The 23,560-nt window shown below is 41.9% G+C and carries 2 protein-coding genes; both read left to right on the top strand.

What is annotated here, in order from left to right:
* Positions 1-138 precede the first annotated feature (138 nt).
* Positions 139-876, top strand: a complete 738-nt coding sequence (locus ACWATR_RS36760; protein WP_460344272.1) for a hypothetical protein — start codon at positions 139-141, stop codon at positions 874-876.
* Between the two features lie 214 nt (positions 877-1,090).
* A complete protein-coding gene (locus ACWATR_RS36765; RefSeq protein WP_460344275.1) occupies positions 1,091-23,560 on the top strand; it encodes an Ig-like domain-containing protein in 22,470 nt (7,489 codons plus the stop codon).

A 23,560-nucleotide genomic window follows, 5' to 3' on the forward strand; every position in this document is an offset into this window, starting at 1 on the left:
AACGAGAGTATAAAGTTACAAGTGACCGTAAAAAACGTGTCCAGTACATGGATAATGCACCAAGAGGTTTCAAATCTACGTCAAAATCAATTGGTGCAAAAGCCTTCGTATTTGATTTTCAGTTATTAGGAAAGCATCATGAATCAAAGCTTAATCACCCAAGAGTTCGGAATTATTATTGCTGCAAAAAATTATAACCCTACACTCCTAAATCCAGATTTTCTCAAATATAGTGGTATCGTTCCAACAGAATGGGAATTGGCTCGTCAACCAATATCTACTCAAAATGTATCTCAAGTTGCCTTCACTAACGGTGTGATGATAGTAGCTGAACCAACGCGAGTCATATTTATAGAAGCTATTGAAGGTAAATCAACACGAGAACTCGTAGTTGCAAATATTGCCAAAAAATATGTTCAAATACTACCCAATATAGAATACGAAGCTGTAGGTCTTAATCCCAGAAGCTACATGACTTTTGACCAACAGCAGGATGCAGCCCGTCAGTATTTAGCCAAAACGCTACTGTCTCCTGGCGCTTGGCAAGAAGTTGGGACTACACCTGTACGAGCGACACTAAACTTAGTTTATACTTTAGAGCGCTGCCCATTCTATCTGACAGTAAGTGAAGCAGCATTACGGAATCCAGATGAAACCAGCACTCCTATTGTGTTGTTCAATGGTAGTTTTAGCTATGAAGTAAAGAGTGAAGCTGTACCAGAACGTATCGGAAATTTACATCAAATTATTGACAATTGGCAAGTAGATTTTGCAACTTACCAAGAGATTATTAGTACCAAGTTTATAGCTGAAGTAGCTAACAATACAACTATAGTTCCAAATATATTGACAATGGATGTCGGTATAGCAGCTTGATATTTTTGTAAAAGATAGGTTAACGAAGAGGAGATAAACTGAGGGTTTTCTCCTCGTTTCCCATTATTCAAAATAATAAGAACAGGCAGATAATCGCCTTATATATTGAGATGGAGTCAAGAGTATTTTATCGTTATCGACTCCAGAGCAAAATCGGCGGAATTTTTTTATCAAATAAAAACAGTAAACAATTTATTACTTCTTGGGGTTAGTCATGGGTAGCTCTGAAAATTTGGGAACCAATAGTGCATCTTCTACTAATGGCGGAATCTTACCACTATCTTTACTAGAAAGTGCAACTTTGAGTGCAGCTTTAGATGATAATTCTGCCTTAACTTCTTTGCAAATATCACTCAAAAATCCTAGTGGTTCCGACCCTACAAACACAGAGTTAGAACGACTGGAAAAATCAAAAAATGGCACCGAAGATAAGAACTCAAATCAAGACTCTACTAACTACACCCCATTAAGTAGCAATATCTTTGACTCCCAGACAAAAAATTTTATCAACACTTCTTTACTCCCCACTAGTAGTAATAATAACTCTGCTAAGACAAAAGCAAAAGATTCACTTACAGGTAACGCTACAGACAACTCACTAGTTGGCATTACTCAACAGAACTTGCTAAATACTGCTGGACTATTGGGAATTGTAGATAATTCTCAGCAAAATTCTTCAGTACAGACAAATTCTAGCGTAATACCAACAACTAGTCAGACTTCTATCCCCAGCTTTGCTATTCGTACTGAAGGTACTATCAGTATCAACGGGAATGGAGATTTTGACGGTGTACCAACTTCTTTAAGTGATGATGCCTTAATTTATGCAGCCAAAGGCTTCATCATGAATGGCAATCTCACACTACCCGTACAAATAGATGCAGCAGGAAATCCGATTCGAGATGCCAATGGCAAACTGGTTTTAGTAGATAAAGCTGTGGCAGTGGCCTCTGGCTACACCACTAGTATTGCCAATGGTTCTAGCAATAAGTATGCTGGCTTAATTCCTCCACCAATAGTGCCACAGCAGACAGTAATCGTGCCAGCCTATGCAGATATTAAACAACTCGATCTTAATCGCCGTATTCCTGTGGGGACACCCACTGTTACCTTCAATATCTCTCAAAACCCCATTAATAGTAGTAGCGACTGGTCGAGGAAGTTTCCACCTCCAGGTACGATAAATAATCCTACCGTTGTGAGAATAACAGGAGGGGGGCTAAATATTCCTGCTAATGTCAGCTTAAACAACTATATTATTACCGTTGAGCAAGGAGATATCAATTTCAATGGCAATGGTCACAATTTTAATAATGTTGTCTTAATTGCCAATAATGGTAATGTTAACCTGTCTAATTTGCTCTCCCGTGATTTGTCCGTGTTTGCTTCCGGTTCTATTAACATGAACGGTGGTGCGAGATTTGCAGGTTCTTCCTTACTAGCCACGGGTAGCGCCAATGGCAATATTACTTTTAACGGTGCTACCAGCAGCATCAATACTACCGATAATCTGAAGGTATTTTCCCAAGGAGATATCACCTATAACGGTGCCACTAATACCCGTGGATTGTTCTTAAGTGTTAAGAACTTTATTTTCAACGGCAATTCCAGTTTGTACGGTTCAATTAGTACCAAGGGCAATATCATCTTTAATGGTCAAGCTACTGTGATTGGTGTCGCTGAATTGATGCCAGATATTAACCCACCTGTAATTAGCGCTACTCTAGCTCGTGATACTGCACCCTTTGGACAAACAAATCAAGATTTTATTACTTTTGACCCCACAATTACCGGAACTGTTACTGATGCTAATCCTATACTTGAGTTTCGTGCTGGCTTAAATAATACGCCATCTACCAATTACACAAATGTGATGCAAGGGCGTAATAGTAATGGCAGCTTTAGCTTTACTCGTTCTCAACTGGAAACTATTAATGGTGGTACGCTGAGTGATGGCGTTTACACTTTGCATTTACAAGCTAAAGACTTATATGGCAACCTTTCTGATACTTTTAATCTGACATTCACTCTCGACACAACTACACCTGACCCCAATAATCTAGACTTACGTGCCATTGATGATAGCGGTTCTAGTAATACTGATAATATTACAAATAAAAATACACCATCTATTACAGGTAACGCAGAAACTGGTGCAGTTGTTCAACTCTTAAATAATGGGCAACTCCTCGGTCAGGCAACAGCTAATAATAATGGTGTATGGCAAATTGTTACTAGCAACCTTACAGATGGTACTTATAATCTCACTGCTACAGCCACTGACATTGCTGGCAATGTCAGCAACTTGAGTGTGCCGATTGCGATCACGATTGACAGCACATCACCTCTGTTAACGCTAAATACCCCTGTTGATACCTCACCTCTGACACCAGGAGCTAGATTAACTGGTAGCGTTGATGGTACTGGTTCGACTGTAACCGCATTGAGCTATCACTTTGATAACTTAGCATCAGTTACAGTACCATTTAATGCGATAGGAGCATTTGACCAATCTTTAGACTTGACTGGACTAAGCAATGGATCGCACACCCTAACTCTTAGTGCCAACGACACAGCAGGTAATGTCAAAACTGTTCAATATACTGTCACAGTTCTTATTGATCAGGATGCACCTGTGATTAGTGCTACCTTAGTGCGGGACACTGCCCCTGGTAACACGACCAATACTGATAAAATCACCTTTGACCCCAGCATTACGGGTACTGTCACCGACGTTAACCAAATTGTTAGCTTCCGGGCTGGTTTCAACAGTACGAATGTTGCCAACTTTGTCAATGTTTTACCTACTAGGCAATCTGATGCTAGTTTTAGCTTTAGCCGCCCGCAATTAGAACAAATCTATGGCGGAACTTTATCAGATGGTCAACACATACTGTACTTGCAAGCAACAGATTCCTACGGTAATACTTCTAGCATATTTGCCCTTGCTTTTACCCTGGATACTATCACACCTGCACCGACTTTAAAATTGTCAACAGCTAGCGATTCGGGATTTAACAATAGCGATCGCCTCACTAATGATGCTACTCCTACAATTAATGGTACTGCCGAAGTTGGAGCGTCTGTAAAATTATTCAACGAAGGACAGGAAATCGGACAAACTACTGTCAATGCTGATGGGACTTGGCAAATAACTACGTCCTCATTAACTGATGGTATCCATTCATTAACTACTACTGTTAACGATATTGCGGGAAATACCAACGCTTCATCAACGCCGCTTGCCGTCACTATTGATACCGCTCTTCCACAACTCACACTCGATACACCTTTTTATCAAACTCCCCTGCGACAAGGAGATAAACTCATTGGGAGTATTAGCGGTACAGGTAGTAGCGTAATTTCCTTGAGCTATCGCTTCAATAACCAAAGTGAAATACCTATTGCCTATAATTCTGCGGAGGCTTTTGACCAGGAACTAGATTTGACTGGACTTGGGAATGGTAGCCACGTTTTAACGATTGTGGCAATTGATGCAGCTGGTAATTTACTGACCACACAATATAATGTCACTGTTCAGCTAGATGAAGCAGCACCTGTAATAACCGCAGCTTTGACAAATGACACAGCCCCAAATAACACAACTAACAGCGATCGCATTACTTTTGACCCTGCAATTGGCGGTAATGTTGTTGATACTAGCCGTGTGGTTGAATTCCGAGCAGGTTTTGATAATACTCCTATTGCCAATTTTGTTGATGTTTTACGCCAGCTAAATAGCGATGGGACTTTTAGCTTTGACCGCAGTCAACTGGCAGCAATTTACGGCAGTCCCATCCCTGATGGCGTGCATACCTTACACTTGGTTGCCCAAGATGAATTTGGCAACCTCACTGAGGTTTACAACTTCACCTTTACACTAGATACAACAACACCTGCACCAAACAACCTCGATCTACCTGCTAGTAACGATAGCGGTACGAGCAGTACTGATAACATTACCAAATACCCATCCTCAAGCATTACAGGTAACGCTGAAGCTGGTGCAACCGTCCAACTTGTCAATAGCAATGGCGGACAAATTCTCGGTCAGGCAACTGCCGATGCTAACGGTGCATGGCAAATTACTACCAATAACTTAGCTGACGATACGTACAATGTCAGTGCTATTGCTACTGACATTGCTGGGAACCTCAGCAGTATCTCGGCAATAACAATTACCATTGATAGCACTGCACCGACCCTCGCCTTAACAACTCCTGTTGATACAGCGCCATTAAAACAAGGAGCGCGTCTAGTTGGCAGTACCAGTGGTACGGGTAGTAGCATTAGTGCTTTGAGCTACAGCTTTGACAATCAAGCTGCAATACCTTTATTTTTCAACCCTGATGGTAGTTTTGATCAACAGCTTGACTTTACAGGAATTGCCAACGGCGATCGCGTTTTGACAATTACTACAACAGACATTGCGGGGAACATTACTACCCAGCAGTATAATGTTACCGTTAATCTCGATTACGAAGCTCCAATTATTAGCGCGAACTTAATACGTGACACTGCTCAAGGGGGAAATACCAATAGTGATCGGATCACTTTTGACCCGACAATTGTAGGTACTGTCACCGACACTAACCGCGTAGTTGAATTACGAGTTGGGTTGAACGATACGGTTGCTGACAACTATATTGATATTACTGCCCAAATTCAACCTGATAGCAGCTTTACTCTCAATCGTACTCAGCTAGAAACCATTTTGGGCAATACTTTAACTGATGGCATACACACTCTATACTTAGTAGCCAAAGATGAGTTTGATAACATTTCACCTACCTTTGAATATACTTTTACACTGGATACCAGCACACTTACACTTAGCAATCTAGACCTGACTCCAAATAGCGATCTAGGAGTAAGTAACAGCGACGATATTACTAATGTTAGCAATCCCACCATTACAGGTAACGCTGAGGTGGGGGCAACAGTTCAACTTTTCCACTCTGGACAAGTTTTAGGGACTGCAACAGCTGATAGCACAGGTACTTGGCAAATTGTCACTAGCGAACTCACTGACGGTATATACAATCTCACGGCGGTTGCTACTGATATTGCAGGAAATGTCAGCAATGAGTCTGCACCATTGCAAGTAATTATTGACAAAGTAATACCTCAACTGACTCTTAGCACTCCTGTGGATACTGCACCACTTGCAATAGGAGCCAATCTAACTGGCAGTGTCAATGGTACGGGAAGCGCTGTGGCATCGCTGCGCTATCGCTTTGACAACCTTGAGGAAATTAATGTTGATTTTGACGCTACAGGAGAGTTCGAGCAACAATTAGATTTGACTGGGCTGAGTCATGGCACTCATGTACTAACATTGATTGCCAGTGATATTGCAGGTAACCTGACAACAATTACTTATAATGTTAACGTTAATAACGATACTACTACCCCTGTAATTGCTGCGGTTCTCAGCAACGACACTGCACCAGGGGGGATCACCAACAGTGATAAAATTACTGCTGACCCAGCAATTAACGGTACAGTAGCCGATATAAGTCGAATTGTCAGCTTCAAGGCAGGATTTAACAACACCCTTGCTGCCAACTTTGCTGATGTTATTGCCCAACTAAACACCGACGGTAGCTTTAGCTTCAACCGCACACAACTCGAAGCAATATACGGTAGTTCCTTGCCTGATGGCGCTCATACCTTGCGCTTAATCGCATCTGACGAATTTGGCAACACTTCAAACGCCTTTAGCTTTACTTTTACCCTGGATACTAGTGTCACTCAACCAGTCTTCAATTTAGATGCAGCATCGGATTCAGGCACAGTTGGCGACAAGAAAACCAAATTTGATACAGTCACACTTACAGGTTTAACTGACCCTGGCGTGACTGTATCCTTGAAAGCAACAAATACTACCATTAGTGCTGATAATACAGGCAAATTTACCTTTACTAACGTTTCTTTAGTCGCAGGCGTTAATTCCTTCACTGTCAAAGCAACGGATATTGCAGGCAACCAACGCACCTATATAACCACCATCTACCGCTTTAGCGCTCCGACTGCCATTAACCTCACGGCTAACAGCATTGCTGAAAATAGTCCTAATGGTACGGTGATTGGTGAATTGAGCAGTATCGACCCCGATACAAGCGATAGCCATACTTATAATCTGGTAGATGATGTCCAGGGGCGATTCCAGATTGTAGGCAATTCTTTACAAGTGGCTAATAATACACTTATAAATTACGAGAACCAGAGCCAGCATACTATCGTTGTTCGCAGCACTGACGCTCAAGGTCTAAGCACTACTCAAGAAATTACAGTTAATGTAACCAATGTTAATGAAGCTCCCAGCTTTACTAGCACGCCTATTATTACAACTATTGAATCTGGTAGTACTTATACTTATAATATCACTACCATTGACCCGGATGCTGGTGATACCCGCATTATCACTGCGACTGGAGTTCCCAGTTGGTTAATCTTTACCGATAACGCCGATGGCACTGCTGCCTTAACAGGCACCTCTAATGAAAATCAACTGGGTCTATTTAATATTGCATTTACGGTAGAAGATGCAGGCGGACTTGGCACTACACAAAATATTATTCTTGGTAGTCAAATTAGTTTGACTGAAGAAACTGACTTTACAGCAACTCGTAGCCTACCTCTAGTCATTCCAGCAACACCTTCTATCCTCAGCTTCAAGATTGATAAGAGTTTTGATATTTCCGATCCTGATGCTATTAACGATGCCTTTGAGGTGGTATTAGTTGATACTAATGGGAACTCTCTAGTACACACCGTAGCATTCGGTAGAGATGCTTTCTTTAACTGGACAGAAGGGGAAGATGTCGCATTGGGCGCGGGTGCTAGTTATAACAGTAATGACCAGACTGTGCGCTTGAATTTGACAGGCGTTAAACCAGGTCATGCCACTCTCATTTTCCGTCTGGTAAACAATGACAGTGATACTACTACCAATGTCAGCATTACCGAATTTGTTCTGCAAACTGCACCAGCTAATACACAACCTCCTTTACAGTCAGGTTTTGGTACGCAGCCATCTGCAAACATTACGACATCGCCTAACTTCAACAACTTGACAGATGTATCTCAAAGTTTCAGTGCAGATTATCACCGCACTAGCTTTAATGCAGATACCCGCTTACTATATGCAGACATTGCAATACATAACATTGGCTCTTATAGCGTTGATGCTCCAATGATAGTTGCTGTTAACCACATCAGCGACCCGACTGTTGTAGTACGCAATCCTGATGGCTTTACACCCGAAGGTATTCCCTACTATAACTTCTCAAACTTAGTTGCAGGTGGAAAACTCGATCCAAACGAATCCACCACACAACGCTCTTTGGTATTCTACAATCCTCAAGGGATGCAGTTTAGCTATGATTTGGTAGTGCTGGCGCAGTTAAATCAAGCTCCAGTCATTCAAACTCAGCCCAACAAAGAAATAATTGGAGGTCAGTTTTACAGCTATGATGTCAATGCTAGTGACCCCAACGGAGATTATTTAACATATAAACTGCTGGCATCCCCAGATGGTATGACCATTGACTCCACCACAGGGCTGATTAGCTGGAACACGACAACCAGCAACATCGGTAATCAGATAATTAGTTTGGAAGTGAGTGATGGACGTGGTGGTACAGTTACACAGGATTACGCTCTGAGTGTGATTGCAACACCACCTAATCGTCCACCTGTGTTTGTAACTAATCCTGTGGTGCAGGCTTACATAAATAAGCAATATAGTTATGATTCTAATGCAGTTGACCCTGATAATGATACGGTTAGCTATAGTGTTGTAATTGGCCCAGATGGTCTGGTGATTGACCCCACTACAGGTAAAGTACAGTGGACAGCACCGCCTGCATTGATTTTGGGTGATACGGTAATTGGGCAAGTATCCGTAGCAGGACAAAATCAAGAATTTAATTTTGCGGGTCAAGCAGGTCAAAGGATTTACTTTGATCCTATTCAATATACAGGAAATCGTGATGATTGGAAGTTTCAAGTTTATAGTCCCACGGGTCGCCTTGTAGTGGATACCTATCTTGCCTATTACGATAATCAGCTGATTACCCTAAATGAAGATGGTAATTACAAGATTGTTGTTGATCCCCAAGGCGCAACTACTGGTTCCTATGGGTTTAGTGTAATTAATCCGGCATTACTCCCGATTCAGCCCTTTGACAAAGTTGTTAATGATAGGCTCAACCCTGGTACTGCGGATCGGGTCTATCGTTTTAATGCAACACAGGGACAGAAGCTCTATTTTGATTATCTCTCCCGTGTAAACGGATCTCTGGATTGGGTACTTTATGATCCACGTAATATCGCAGTTGCTTCTAATGGCAACTTTGATGACATAGAGTACAATGTCCAAACTTCAGGAGAATATATTCTTGCGGTACGGGGTAAAGGTGCTTTTAATGAGGTCAACTCCTTTTCCTTCAATATCATTGATTCACTGCTCCCAACTTCGGCTTACACACTTGGTTCCACAGTTAATGGTTTTATCCAAAAAGGTGAGCAAGATTCTTATACTTTTACTGGTACAGCAGGACAACAGCTATTTTATGACACATTAAACAATACTAATTATTTCCCAATCACTATCTATGACCCAACTGGACAACAGATAGATAGTTTTGACAGTCGCGGGAATCGAGGCCCAAATTCACCGCTATTTTTAGCGATGACTGGTACTTACAAGGTCACGGTTGATGGCTCTGGCGAAGCAACAGGAGATTATAAATTCCGCTTCTTAGACCGAGATGCTGCCACACTTGTAAATCTAGATACGGATGTTACTGGTGTATTTATTGATAATCTTCAAACCGATACTTACAGTTTTGAAATTCCCACCACGCCACTCACATCTACGCCTAATGGCAAGCAATACATTTACATTGATGGACAAGCAGGTGGCCATAACAACCGCTACGACATTTATGATGCGGCAGGAAGGAATGTCACTAATGCCTATGTTTATGAAGATCGAGAACTATATCTAGATGCTGGAAAGTATTGGTTAACCCTAACTGGAAATGGGATTGCTAACAATAATTATAAAGTGCGGATTATCACTGCACCATTAACAACCACAGCAATTAATATTGGCGATACAGTTACTGGCTCAATTGATAAAAAAGGTGAGCAAGATTCCTTTACTTTTACTGGTACAGCAGGGCAACAGCTATTTTATGACACATTAAACAATACTAATTATTTCCCAATCACTATCTATGACCCAACTGGAAAACAGATAGATGGTTTTGACAGTCGCGGCGATCGAGGCCCAGACACGCCGCTATTTTTAAGCATGAGTGGCACTTATAAAGTTACAGTTGATGGTTCTGGCGAAGCAACAGGAGATTATAAATTCCGCTTCCTCGATCGAGCCGCAGCCACACCTGTGAATTTAGATACTCCAGTTACGGGTAACTTTGACTCGACATTGAATAATCTGGATGCCAAATCTTACAGCTTTGTGATTCCGGCAGTGCCTGTAACTGCAAGTCCAAATGACAGACAATATGTCTATATTGATGGAACGGGTGGTGCTTATCCCAACCGTTATAACATCTACAATGACGCTGGGGTAAATGTTTCTAATGGTTATGTATATGAAGATCGTGAACTATATTTAGATGCTGGAAAGTATTGGCTAGAGCTAAATGGGACTGGTGCAACTAATTCTAGCTTTAATGTACAGATCATCACTGCACCTTTGACAACCACAGCAATAAATCTTGGCGATACTATCAGTGGTGCAATTGCCAAAAAAGGTGAGCAGGATTCCTTTACCTTTACAGGCACAGCAGGGCGACAACTATTCTTTAAGACGCTAAATACGACTAATCCTTTCACAATTACGGTCTATGACCCAACTGGAAAACAGATAGATTCTTTTAGTAGCACAGCTAATCGAGGAACAGCTAGTACACCGCTATTTATAAGTTTGACTGGTATTTACACAGTTAAAGTTGATGGTTCTGGTGAAGCAACAGGAGCTTATAGCTTTCAATTCCTAGATCAAGCTCCTGTCCTCGGTTCTCTTGTTCCAGCCCCCATATCTGCTATTCCTCTTACTATTGGTACACCTGTGAGTGGGAACATTACAACTTCAGGACAAAAGGTAAACTACACCTTTACAGGTGCAGTAGGGCAAAGACTGTACTTGGATCTCTTGAACAAAAACGGTTCACCTTTTGATCAACAATTTTCCCTCACTAGTCCAACAGGTGTAAATTATGGCATGTTCGATATAATTTACGGTTATCGGACTTTTTCAGCACCAATTACCTTAAAAGAGGCAGGCACTTACACACTTACCATATCTCAAGGAGCTTATAGCTTCAACCTGTTGGATATGGATGCTCAAGCCACCAATACATTATTTGAGACGGTTACTAACGGAACCCTTGCTGCTTACCAGAGCGTTGTTTATAAGTTTAATGGGTTAGCTGGACAGCGAATATATATGGATTCCCTTGCTAATCCAGGGAATGTGTATTGGAAATTGTTAAACTCTAGTAATACTAGTGTTATTGATACATCAGCAGGAATCGATCAAGAAGTAACTCTAGCAACAGATACCTACACATTGATATTTGACAACGATGAGAATATTGCTAAAAACTATTCTTTTAATCTAATTCAACCACCAACTAACGCAACAATTCCAATCTTAGTTGGCACTAATGACGCGTCCAATGTTGTCAACGGCAATATTGCAGTTAAAGGACAGAATGATATTTATACCTTCACAGGTACAGCAGGACAGAGATTGTATCTTGATGTACTGGATCGGACTAATAACTATAGCAAAAATATCTACATAGATAGTCCAACAGGTGTTCGATATCTCAGTTACCAAATTTATAACAACGAAAGCAATTTAGAACCTATTACCTTAAAAGAAACTGGTACTTACAAAGTCACTATAGATTTTAGTGGTGAACAGTTGGGAACCTATGGCTTTAGCTTGATGGATATGGATCAAGCAACACCTCTAACCTTCAATACTATTGTTAATGGTGCTTTAACCACAGGCATTATTACTGAAACGTTGACAACAGGACAAGAAACTCGTTTTTATAAATTCACTGGCACAGCAGGAACAAAGCTGTACATGGATTCCCTAATCGATCCAGGGAATGTCTATTGGACATTGTTTAATTCCAGTAACCAGAGAGTAATAGATGATGCCGCAAGAAACGATCGAGAAATAACCTTAGCCGATGACACTTATACATTAGCCATTAGAGGTTATGAAAATGCTGCTAAGACGTACAATTTTAACTTAATCCTGCCGCCCACGCCTGCACCCACGCCAATTAATACAGGTAATAATGCTACTCCTAATCCAGTATCAGGCAATGTAATTGTCAAAGGACAGAATGATGTCTATACCTTCACAGGTACAGCAGGACAGAGATTGTATCTTGATATACTGGATCGGACTAATAACTATAGCAAAAATATCTACATAGATAGTCCAACAGGTGTTCGATATCTCAGTTACCAAATTTATAACAATGAAAGCAATTTAGAACCTATTACCTTAAAAGAAACTGGTACTTACAAAGTCACTATAGATTTTAGTGATGAACAGTTGGGAACCTATGGCTTTAGCTTGATGGATATGGATCAAGCAACACCTCTAACTTTTGATGCTGCCTCCCTAGATACTGGGATAATCACTGATACTCTACCCAGTGGACAAAATACGCGCTTCTACAAATTTACAGGTACTGCTGGGGAAAAATTGTTCCTTGATTCGCTACAAGATCCAGGCAATGTCTATTGGACATTATTTAACTCCAGCAATCAAAGAGTAGTAGATTATGCCGCAAGAGATGATCGAGAAGTCACCTTGGCTACGGATACCTATGTCTTAGCAATTAGAGGTTATGAAACTGCTGCTAAAACCTACAAATTTAAGTTAGTTAAGCCCACCCAACCTGTTGTCAACTACACCGTAGGCGATACCATCAATGGTTCAATCATTAGACCGGGACAAAACGACAGCTATAAATTTGAAGGGAAAGCAGGACAACGACTGTTTTTTGACTCTCTCTCTGGTACATCTAATTTCTTTGCCTCGTTGTATGCACCAAGCGGTAAATTAGTCTCTGATGGCTCAAGTGGTCTTTCCAATTGGGATATTCGCAACAATAAAGTCAATAATATCCTTGATGAAAATGGCATTTACACCTTAGTAATTGATCCTATTGGTGAGACGATTGGTAACTACAACTTGAGGTTATTAGAGTATGCTAACGCTGCTTCTACTGCTGCATCTCAAGCTACAGCAATTGCTCTAAATACAGATGTTTCTGGTAAGTATGACGATCTGAAAGGGCTGGAATCCAATCTCTACAAATTTACTGCATCCGCAGGACAGACAATCTTTGTGGATGTTAACGCAGGCACTTCTCCCAACGGCTACTCAGTTTTCTCACCCAATGGTGAATTAGTCTCTGGACAAAATAGAATTCCTTTCGGTCAGAGCTATACCAGCAGAAGCATAGTCATGCCATTTACAGGAGATTATACGATTGAATTCTATGGCACTGGCAACTACAGTAACTCTTCTGCTTACGATCCTCGCAATGATTACAGTTTTCGACTCTCAACACCCGATAACATCACTTCCAATTACACATTGGGAACATCGGTCAACACTGCAATCGCTAAAAAAGGAGAAGTTGATACCTACAGCTTTACAGGCGCAATTGGACAGAAATTGTACTTTGATTATGTAGTTGCACCTGCAAATGAGAGGCTGAAATTCTATAGTCCAACAGGAGTTTTGTTGAACGAAAGATTTTTGAACAGTGGCGACTTCTTACCAGAAACCTTAAAAGAAAATGGTACTTATCGGATTGAGATTTCTGGCGATAACGGGACAATAGGAGCTTATGGGTTTACTTTGAGCGATCGCAATACTGTATCTATCCCAGCAATCACTCTTGGCACGGCAATTACAGATACAGTAAATGGCAACAACACTAAGCTCTACAGAATCAACGGTACTCAAGGACAAATTCTCAACTTCGATTTAGCTACTCCCAGTTGGACGGGTGCAAATTGGGTACTTTATAACCCCGCAGGTATAGCAATCGCTTCTCCTTCTGCATCCAGTCCCGACTTCAAAATTACCTTACCATCAACAGGGCTATTTACTCTTGCAATTGGTGGAGCAAATGCCCAAAACCTGAACTACAACTTCACAGTTACTAATATTGCACCTTCACCCGTAACTAATAGTGGCTTGAATACATTACAAAGTGGAACTTTAACTGCAAATACACCAGTTAATTACACCTTTACCGCCACCGCCGGTACGCAAATTTTCTACGATGGGCAATATGACAGTACCAATGGAGCTATTCGAGGCAGGATCTATAACCCAAGTGGAGTGATAATTGCTGACAACTTAGATATGCGCTATGATCAAGCGCCAATTGTATTGAAGGAGACAGGTAATTACAAATTCCAGACTTATAGTTACAACGGTAATATAACAGGTGATTACAAATACAACCTTTTAGAAATGCCTAATAGTTTCCGTTCACCTGCGGCAACTTATTTAGCCTTCAATGGCGTAGAAACGGGCACACTTAATAGCGGAGAAGCTAAGGTATTTACGTTCCAAAACTTTGTCGGTACAAAAGTTCTATTCAACGGGATGGTTGGCAATGGAGTCAATGCTTATCTCTACGATCCTAGCGGCAATCTGGTAATGAACTTCGGTAACTTTCAATACACTGATTCTGCTCAGTATGTATTGACACAAGAAGGTCTATACCACTTGGCGATCGCTGGTGACTCTGGAGCAAATCGCAACTATAGTTTCCAGATGTTAGACGCGAGCAGTGCGCCTCCAGTCGAATATAACTTACCAACTACAGGCTCGTTGGATAATGGACAAAAGGATGTCTTTTATAAAATAAATGCCACAGCAGGAAAGCGGTTATATTTTGATAATCTATCAGCTACTACTACCACAGATATCAACCGATTCACTTGGGGACTTTATGCACCCGATGGTAGCTATGTAAGTAGTACTAACAATTATATCTACAATGATTTTCAATACGACTTCACGAATAGTGGCGAATACACCCTTGTCATTCGAGGACAAGCCGTAACCGATAAATTAGACTACAAGTTCCGAGTTATACAAACAGATATCAGCAACGCCAGAGACATCATCACCCCTGGTGTAGGCAAATCTAATGATCAATTAGATGACGGATCTCTAGCAACTGTAGCGGTTAAACTGCAAGCAAAAGATGGTAAAGGGGGGAGTGTTTTCCAAGACTATAACATCAAAGTCTTTGCTGACCCCGATAATACCAATCCTGTAATTACCAGCACACCTGACACCAATTACAGTTTGGCAGAAGATGGTTATCGCTATACGCTCACTGCCCTAGATCCAAATAACGACCCATTAGTATATCGCTTAATTAATGCTCCTGTCGGTGCAGTGATTAATAGAGATACAGGTGAATTACTTTGGTTCCCTGAAACTACTGTCACTTCAGGTAGCAAAGCCAACTTTACTGTCGAAGTCAGCGATCGCAGAGGTGGTAAAGATACTCAAACCTTCACGGTGGATGCCTACAGTAAACTTGGTAAAATTCAAGGTGCGGTATTTGATGACCTGAATGGAAATGGATTACTCGATTCCAAACTGATCAAGGGTACAAATCCTGCGGTAATTATTGCCTTTGACGTGTCAGGAAGTACTGAAGCGCCATTCTACGGTGCCCGCAATTTTCCGAATGTAAAAGTTGTTAAAGATGCCCAAGTCGCCGCTATCAAAGAACTGGTCAAAGGGATTATCGCTCAAAGTCAAGGCAACAATGTCAAGATTGGATTGATTACATTCGTTGCTGGTGGCACAATCGAAGACATGGATTTATCTGCCACAGGCTTGCAGGAATACACTACCGCATTATTGGATACGAATAATAACGGCATTACCAACTTAAATGAAGTTTTAGGACAGCAAATTTTCGCTGACAACAAATTCTATCCACCGGGCAGAAGTGGATTTGATGCCGCTTTAACCACAATTCGCACATTATTACAGGCATATAGCGGCACGCCAAACCTGATCTTTATGTCCGATGGCTACGGGCAACTTAACCCAGTTCTCGCTGCTAGTGTTGCCAATGATATTAAGACAGGCTTTGGCGATCCCACCCGTCAAGGTAATGTTACTGCCTTTGCAATTGGTGAAGCATCAACCCTAGATACACTTAAAGAAATCGACCCAAATGCGATTAGACTCAAAGACATTGAATCTTTGACTACATTATTTGGCGGATTAGATGAAAACTACAATTTAGAACCGTTTAAAGAAAATGTCAGTGTTTATCTGGATTTGAACAACAACGGAGTTTATGATTCAAACGAACCAATTCAAAAGACCAAACGTGGGTTTGCACCGAATAGTTTAGATAAAACTAATTATTATTACACCTTTGACAATTTACTACCAGGGGATTATCGTGTCCGTATTCTGCCACCAGCAGGTTATAAAATTACCACAAATTATAATTTAACCACAGGCAGCTACGATCCTGCCACGGATCAAGGCAATGGCATCTTGCATCGCGTAACTACAGCAGGTGAAAGTTTTGTTGATTTCTTTGGTGTAAACCAGGTTGCAGCACCACCTAATAGTGATCCCAAATTTGTTACTACACCTCCGGTAATCACCCAGCTTAAAAGTGGTGAACTGCTCAAATATAATGCCAAAGCCACCGATGTCGATACTGATCCTTTGACTTTTGACCTAGTATTAGCACCCGACGGTATGGCTGTAGATTCCAGTAACGGCACAGTAATCTGGAATCCCACCAAAAAACAAGTCGCTGACTACTACGCCAAACTTGATGTGGATAATCAGTTTCTGATCAATTTTGGTAGATCAGAGGCAGTTAAATCCACCCTCACCTTTGATGCTTTGCTTCGAGTACGCGATGGTCAAGGGGGACAAGATATTCAATATATTAAGGTAGAGTTACTTCGTGATAATACACTTCCTGTCTTTACCTCCACTACACCAACAGGTAACCCACAAGTAGGCAAAACTTTCCGCTACCAAGCTCAAGCACTGGACTCTGATGGTGATACTTTAATTTACTCACTACTGACAGGCGCTCCCAGTGGCATTACAATTAACTCTACAACTGGCTTAGTCACTTGGACTCCTACTGCTGCTCAACTTGGCACTCAGGAATTCTCTATTAAAGTTATTGATGGCAAAGGTGGAGAAGGACTACAGAAAGTCAGCCTAGTTGTTAACACTGCTGCACCGAATCTTGCCCCTGTCATCACTTCCACTCCTCGGACTCAAACGCGACTAGGTAATAGTTACTACTACAAAATTGAAGCCACTGACCCTGACGGTGATATCTTAACTTACAGTTTGCAGACTGCTCCAACGGGTATGAATATTACTTCAGATGGTGTCATCACTTGGACACCTACTGCGGCTCAGTTTGGTTCTCAGCCTGTAGTTATAAATGTCAGTGATGGTAGTTCTACTCAAACTCAAAGCTTTAACCTTAACGTTAGTAATACTGCTGCTAACTATGCACCCAGTATTACTTCTGCTCCCGACTTAATTACAAATATAGAGCGCACTTATGAGTATAATCTCACAGGTAGCGACCCTGATGGCGATTTGCTGTTGTGGAGCTTGGATGCAGCACCAGAGGGTATGGTGATTGATGCTCAACGGGGAACTCTGCGTTGGCAACCATTAAGCAATCAAATTGGCGAACATGATGTTAAGGTGCGTGTCACTGATGCTTGGGGTAGTTTTGTTGGTCAGGAATTTACTCTTACTGTCACTGGTACTAATATTCCTTCTGCAATTGTCTCCAATCCCATAACCAGAGCCGCGCAGAATCAGCTTTATACCTACACTGTTGTCGCAACTGATCCAGAAAACGACCCCCTTACCTTCAGCTTAGGTCGTAAACCTGCGGGGATGACTATTGATAATGGTGGCACGATTCGCTGGACACCCCAAGCGTCGCAAATCGGTTCTCAACAAGTTGAAGTCTTTGCACGCGACGCTCAAGGTGCTGTCACCACGCAGACTTATGCCATAGAAGTTGGAGCAAGTGCTATCAACACCGCCCCAAGTATCACTTCTACTCCCGTATACTTAGCCGCAGTTGGTAGTCCTTACCAATATCAAGTCGTTGCTACTGACCCGAATGCTGGCGATCGCTTAACATATCAATTGTTGTCTGTGCCTGCGGGTGTAACAGGTATCAGCATTGACTCTACCACTGGATTGCTCACTTGGGCTAATCCTGTCGCTGGTAACTACAAAATTGTTGTGGGAGCGGTGGACGCTGCTGGTTTGGGTGCTGCACAGGGCTTTACACTGACTGCACGAGTTAATAATGCTCCGGTGATTCGCTCTACACCTGTGTTAACAGCAACCCCTGGCAGTACGTACAACTATGATGTAATTGCCAGTGATGCGGATGGGGATCGCTTATCTTACACCTTAGATCAGACATCCCGTGATTTGGGGATGACGCTGGATACTCTCGGCAGACTGCGCTGGACACCGACTACTAATAATGTTGGCAGCCACACGGTTGTCATTACAGTCAACGACGGCAATGGCAGTACTGGGCAGCAACAGTATAATCTGTCGGTGGCGGCTGACAGTGTAGCACCGAAAGTCAGGCTGATTGCGAATTACGACCTAGTAAATCTAGGCGAATCCATAACTTTCCAAGCACGGGCAACTGACAATATAAAGGTTGCTGGACTGCAATTACTGATTGATGGAACTGCGGTAGTGCTGGATAGCAATGGTATGGCACGGTTCACGCCAACCACAGCCGGAACGATTACCGCAAAAGCGATCGCAAAAGACACGGCTGGTAATATTGGTGAAGCGACATTCAGCGTGGCTGTAATTGATACCAGCGATGTCAACGCTCCCGAAGTTAGCCTCAACTTGGGTGCGATCGCGCAAGGTACAGTTACCGCCCCAGTTGATATTAAAGGAACTGTCAGTGATGATAACCTGGATTACTACCGCTTGCTGGTTGCACCCATTGGCAGTAGCGATTTCAAAGAGATTTTCCGAGGCACAAGCACTGTTAATAATGATGTACTGGGCAAGTTCGACCCATCATTACTGGAAAATGACAGCTACACGTTGCGCCTGGAAGCTCATGATAAAGGCGGGAATGTCAGCTTTGTTGAAGATACAGTTAATGTTTCTGGCGAATTGAAGCTCGGTAACTTTAGACTGTCGTTTACAGATTTGTCGATTCCTGTTACTGGAATTCCTATTTCGCTGACACGCACGTATGATTCCTTGACATCTGGTACTACTGATGATTTTGGCTACGGCTGGCGCATGGAATTCAGGGATACGGATTTGCGGACTTCTGTCGGCAAACCCAGTGGAGAAGTTGCAGAACTGGGGGGTCAGAATCCCTTCAAAGACGGTACAAAAGTATACATTACGCTGCCAGGTGGAAAAAGGGAAGGCTTCACTTTCAAGCCGACGATTGACCCGCTTTCTCAGTATTTAAGAGGCGCTGGTAGTGTTGATTCTGACCCCAATATATATCACCCCTCGTTTGTTGCTGATGCTGGCGTAACCGATACGCTTACCGTTCAAAACACCCGCATCATTCATGGCGCTGGTACGAATCAGTACTACGGACTAGGTGGCAGTGCTTATAATCCTGCTGATGTTTATTATGGTGGTGTTTATACGCTGACTACCAAAGAGGGCATTGTCTATCAAATTGATGCTGCTACTGGGGATCTGCTAACGGTTACGGATACGAACGGGAACACGTTAACCTATACTGATGCGGATATCACTAGCTCTACAGGGCAAAAGATAACCTTTGGGCGGGACGCGCAGGGCAGAATTGCGACGGTGACTGACCCGGCTGGTAAGCAAATTCAGTATGATTACAACGCTCAGGGCGATTTAATTAGTGTTACGGATAGAGAAGGTAACACCACACGCATGGAGTATGACCAAGAGCGATCGCACTACCTTGACAAAATCATCGACCCCTTGGGCAGGACTGGTGTCAAGAATGAGTACGGTGATGATGGGCGGTTGAAGTATCTGGAAGATGTTAACGGTCAGAAGGTGGAAATGTCCTATGACCCGAATAACTCCAGGCAGACTGTGTTAGATCAACTTGGTCATGCTACTACCTATGAATATGATGCTCGTGGCAACATTCTGACTGAGATTGATGCAGAAGGGCAAATAACTAAGCGCAAGTACGACGATAATAACTATGTTTTGGAAGAAACCGTCATTTCAGACCGTTCTGGGCCAAATGGTTTTACAACAAAATATACCTACGATAGCCTTGGTAATCAGTTAACTCAAGAAGACGCATTAGGCAACATCACTTACTACACTTATGGTGCTAACAGTCGCTTGCTGACTGAGACAGATTCCTTGGGGCGCACGACGACTAACACCTACAGTAGAAGTGGTAATCTCCGTTCAACTACTGATGCTCTTGGTAAAACTACTAGTTATGACTACGATCTCAGAGGTCAACTCCGGTCTGTCAAAGATGCTAACGGTAATGTCACAACTTTTGATTATGATAACAAGGGTAATGTCACCAGCATTACAGATGCTTTAGGCAATGTTACGGGTTATACTTACAATGCCAACGGTGACAAGCTGACTGAAACTCGTCAAATGACAACTGCGACAGGTCTAAGGACTTTAGTCACAACCTGGACGTATGATGAAAACGGTCGAATGAAAACGATGACCGATGCCGAAAATCATACCACGACTTATAAGTATGACAAACTTGGTCATCAAACTGCGGTTATTGATGCACTCCAGCACAAAACCGAGTATAAATACGATGATAAAGGTCAGTTGGTTGCAACGATTTATGCAGATAATACACCTGACAACCCAGATGATAACCTGCGCGAAACTAGCCGCTACGATGCTGCTGGGCGTATAATTACCTCCGTTGATAAAGCGGGACGGGAAACGCGCTTTGTTTATGATGATGTTGGTAGGTTGATTGAAACTATCAATCCAGATTCAACACCAAATAATTGGGATGACAATACTAAAACTCGTACCGAATATTACAGTGATGGTCTGGTAAAAGCCCAAATTGATGAGCGTAATAATCGCACAGAGTTTCGCTACGATGCGGTAGGTCGGCAAAATCAGGTAATTTACGCAGATGATACACCTGCAACTTTAACAGATAACTCGAAAACTACTTACACTTATGACAAGGCAGGGCAGCGTATTTCTGAAACTGATGCGCTCAATCACACCACTAGCTATAAATATGATGACTTGGGGCGATTAGTTAAGACTGAGTTCAACGACAAAACTTACACCACCAGTGAATACGATAATTTAGGTCGGCGCATTGCGATGATTGACCAGAACAGCAAGCGCACTGAATATAGTTACGATGCGTTAGGTCGTTTGACTCTTGTGAAGAATGCGCTTCAAGATTGGACAGAATACGGATACAACGAAGTCGGCAACCTTATTTCACAAACAGATGCTAACCAGCACACAACTAGCTATAAATATGATGGTGTTGGTCGTCGCACGGCGGTAATTTTGCCAATGGATCAGCAGTCAGATATGACCTATGATGCTGTAGGTAATCTGAAGACATATACTGACTTTAATCGCAACACTACGACCTATCAGTACGATCCCATGAACTGGATGACCTCGAAGCAGTTCCAGGATGAGTCTAAGGTAACGTATACTTACACACCCGTAGGGTTGCAGAATATCATCACGTTTGTTGAAGCTAATGGTCAAACTACTGCAACTTATGATTATGACTACGATGAACGTGATCGCTTAGTCAAACGTACTGACCGAGATGGGCGCAGTATTAGCTATACTTACGATGCTGCAAGTAATCGCACTTCTGTTACTACCGCATCTGGGACAGTCAACTACACCTTTGATGCCCGTAACCGCCTTGACCAAGTAATTGAGGATGGGGTTATCACAGCAGATTATGACTATGATGCAGTAAGTAATTTGGTGCGTACTACTTTAGCTAATGGTACGCAAGAAATTCGCTCTTATGATGACCTTAATCGATTGAAGTATTTGGAAAATCATAAGGGTGACACCATCCTCTCCAGCTACACTTATACTCTGGACAAAGTAGGCAACCGCACCAAAGTTGTTGAACACAATGGTCGTAGCGTTGATTATACTTACGATGACTTGTATCGGTTGACCCAAGAAAAAATTACTGATGCGATTAATGGAAATCGAGTTTACGGCTATACCTACGATAAGGTAGGGAATCGCAAGACTAAGAGTGAAACTGTCAACGGTGCTACAACGGTTACAGATTATACCTATAATGCCAATGACCGATTGTTAGATGAGACTATCAATCAACAGATAGTTGCAAATTATACCTATGATAATAATGGCAACACTTTAACCAAGACCGAAAACGGCATTACAACTGAATACACTTGGGATTATGAAAATCGGTTGATTGCGGCAATAGTGAAGGATGCTAACGGTGCAATCCAACAAGCGATGCAGTATCGGTATAACGATAATGGCATTCGAATTGTAGCAAGGGTTGATGGAGTTGAGACGCGGTACTTAATTGATGAAATGCAGCCGTATGCACAGGTTTTGGAAGAATATTCTCCGAATGGTGCTGTGCAGGTGGAGTACATTTACGGTAATGATTTAATTGCTCAGGAACAGGGTAACAGTCGTACTTACTACCATGTTGATGGGTTGGGTAGTACACGGGTGCTGACTGATGCAACTGGTAGTGTTGTTAGCACTTATGATTATGAGGCTTATGGAGAATTAATTAGCTCTACTAGTGGGGTGGAGAATAAGTACCTGTTTGCTGGAGAACAGTATGACGAAGCCTTGGGAGACTATTATAACCGAGCAAGATATTACGACACCGATACTGGAAGATTTATTAGAAAAGATGATTATGAGGGACAAATTAGTGAGCCACTAACATTGCATAAGTACATTTATGCGAATAGTAATCCTGTAAGCTACATAGATCCCAGTGGATACCTCTCTTTACTCCAGATTACCGCTGCTCTAACAATAATTAGTATCTTAGCTAATGCTCTTAATCCTTTTGATATATCAGGTATTGATTTCTCTGACGATCCATTTTCAGGTTTAGATCCAACTCCTGGCGGATTAGGGGGGCAAATCGATTTTGATCCTGCTTTTCGCTTCATTCAAGAAGTTCTTTTTTATAGAGCAGCAAATCAATTACCTAAAGCTCGCAATGTTGCTGTGGCTGAATATATTGATAAAGCTGGTATACGCAGATTTAGAGTTACAGAAAATATACCAAAATCAAAGGGAATAGATGGTATTCATGCTGAACAGGTTCTTCTAGGTGAACTCCGAAACCTTCGTATTCCAGCAAAAAATGTAAAGAGAATATATACAGAATTTGAACCATGTAATTTTGGAAGTAACAACTGTGCCAGTTTCCTCAAACAATTTTATCCACAAACAAAAATATACTATTCATATCCTTATAATAGGGGAATGAACGATTTATCAAGAGTACGCAAATATGACGATCTCGGAAAACATGGAGTAGATTTTAAATAA

The sequence above is a fragment of the Nostoc sp. UIC 10890 genome (assembly GCF_054786515.1).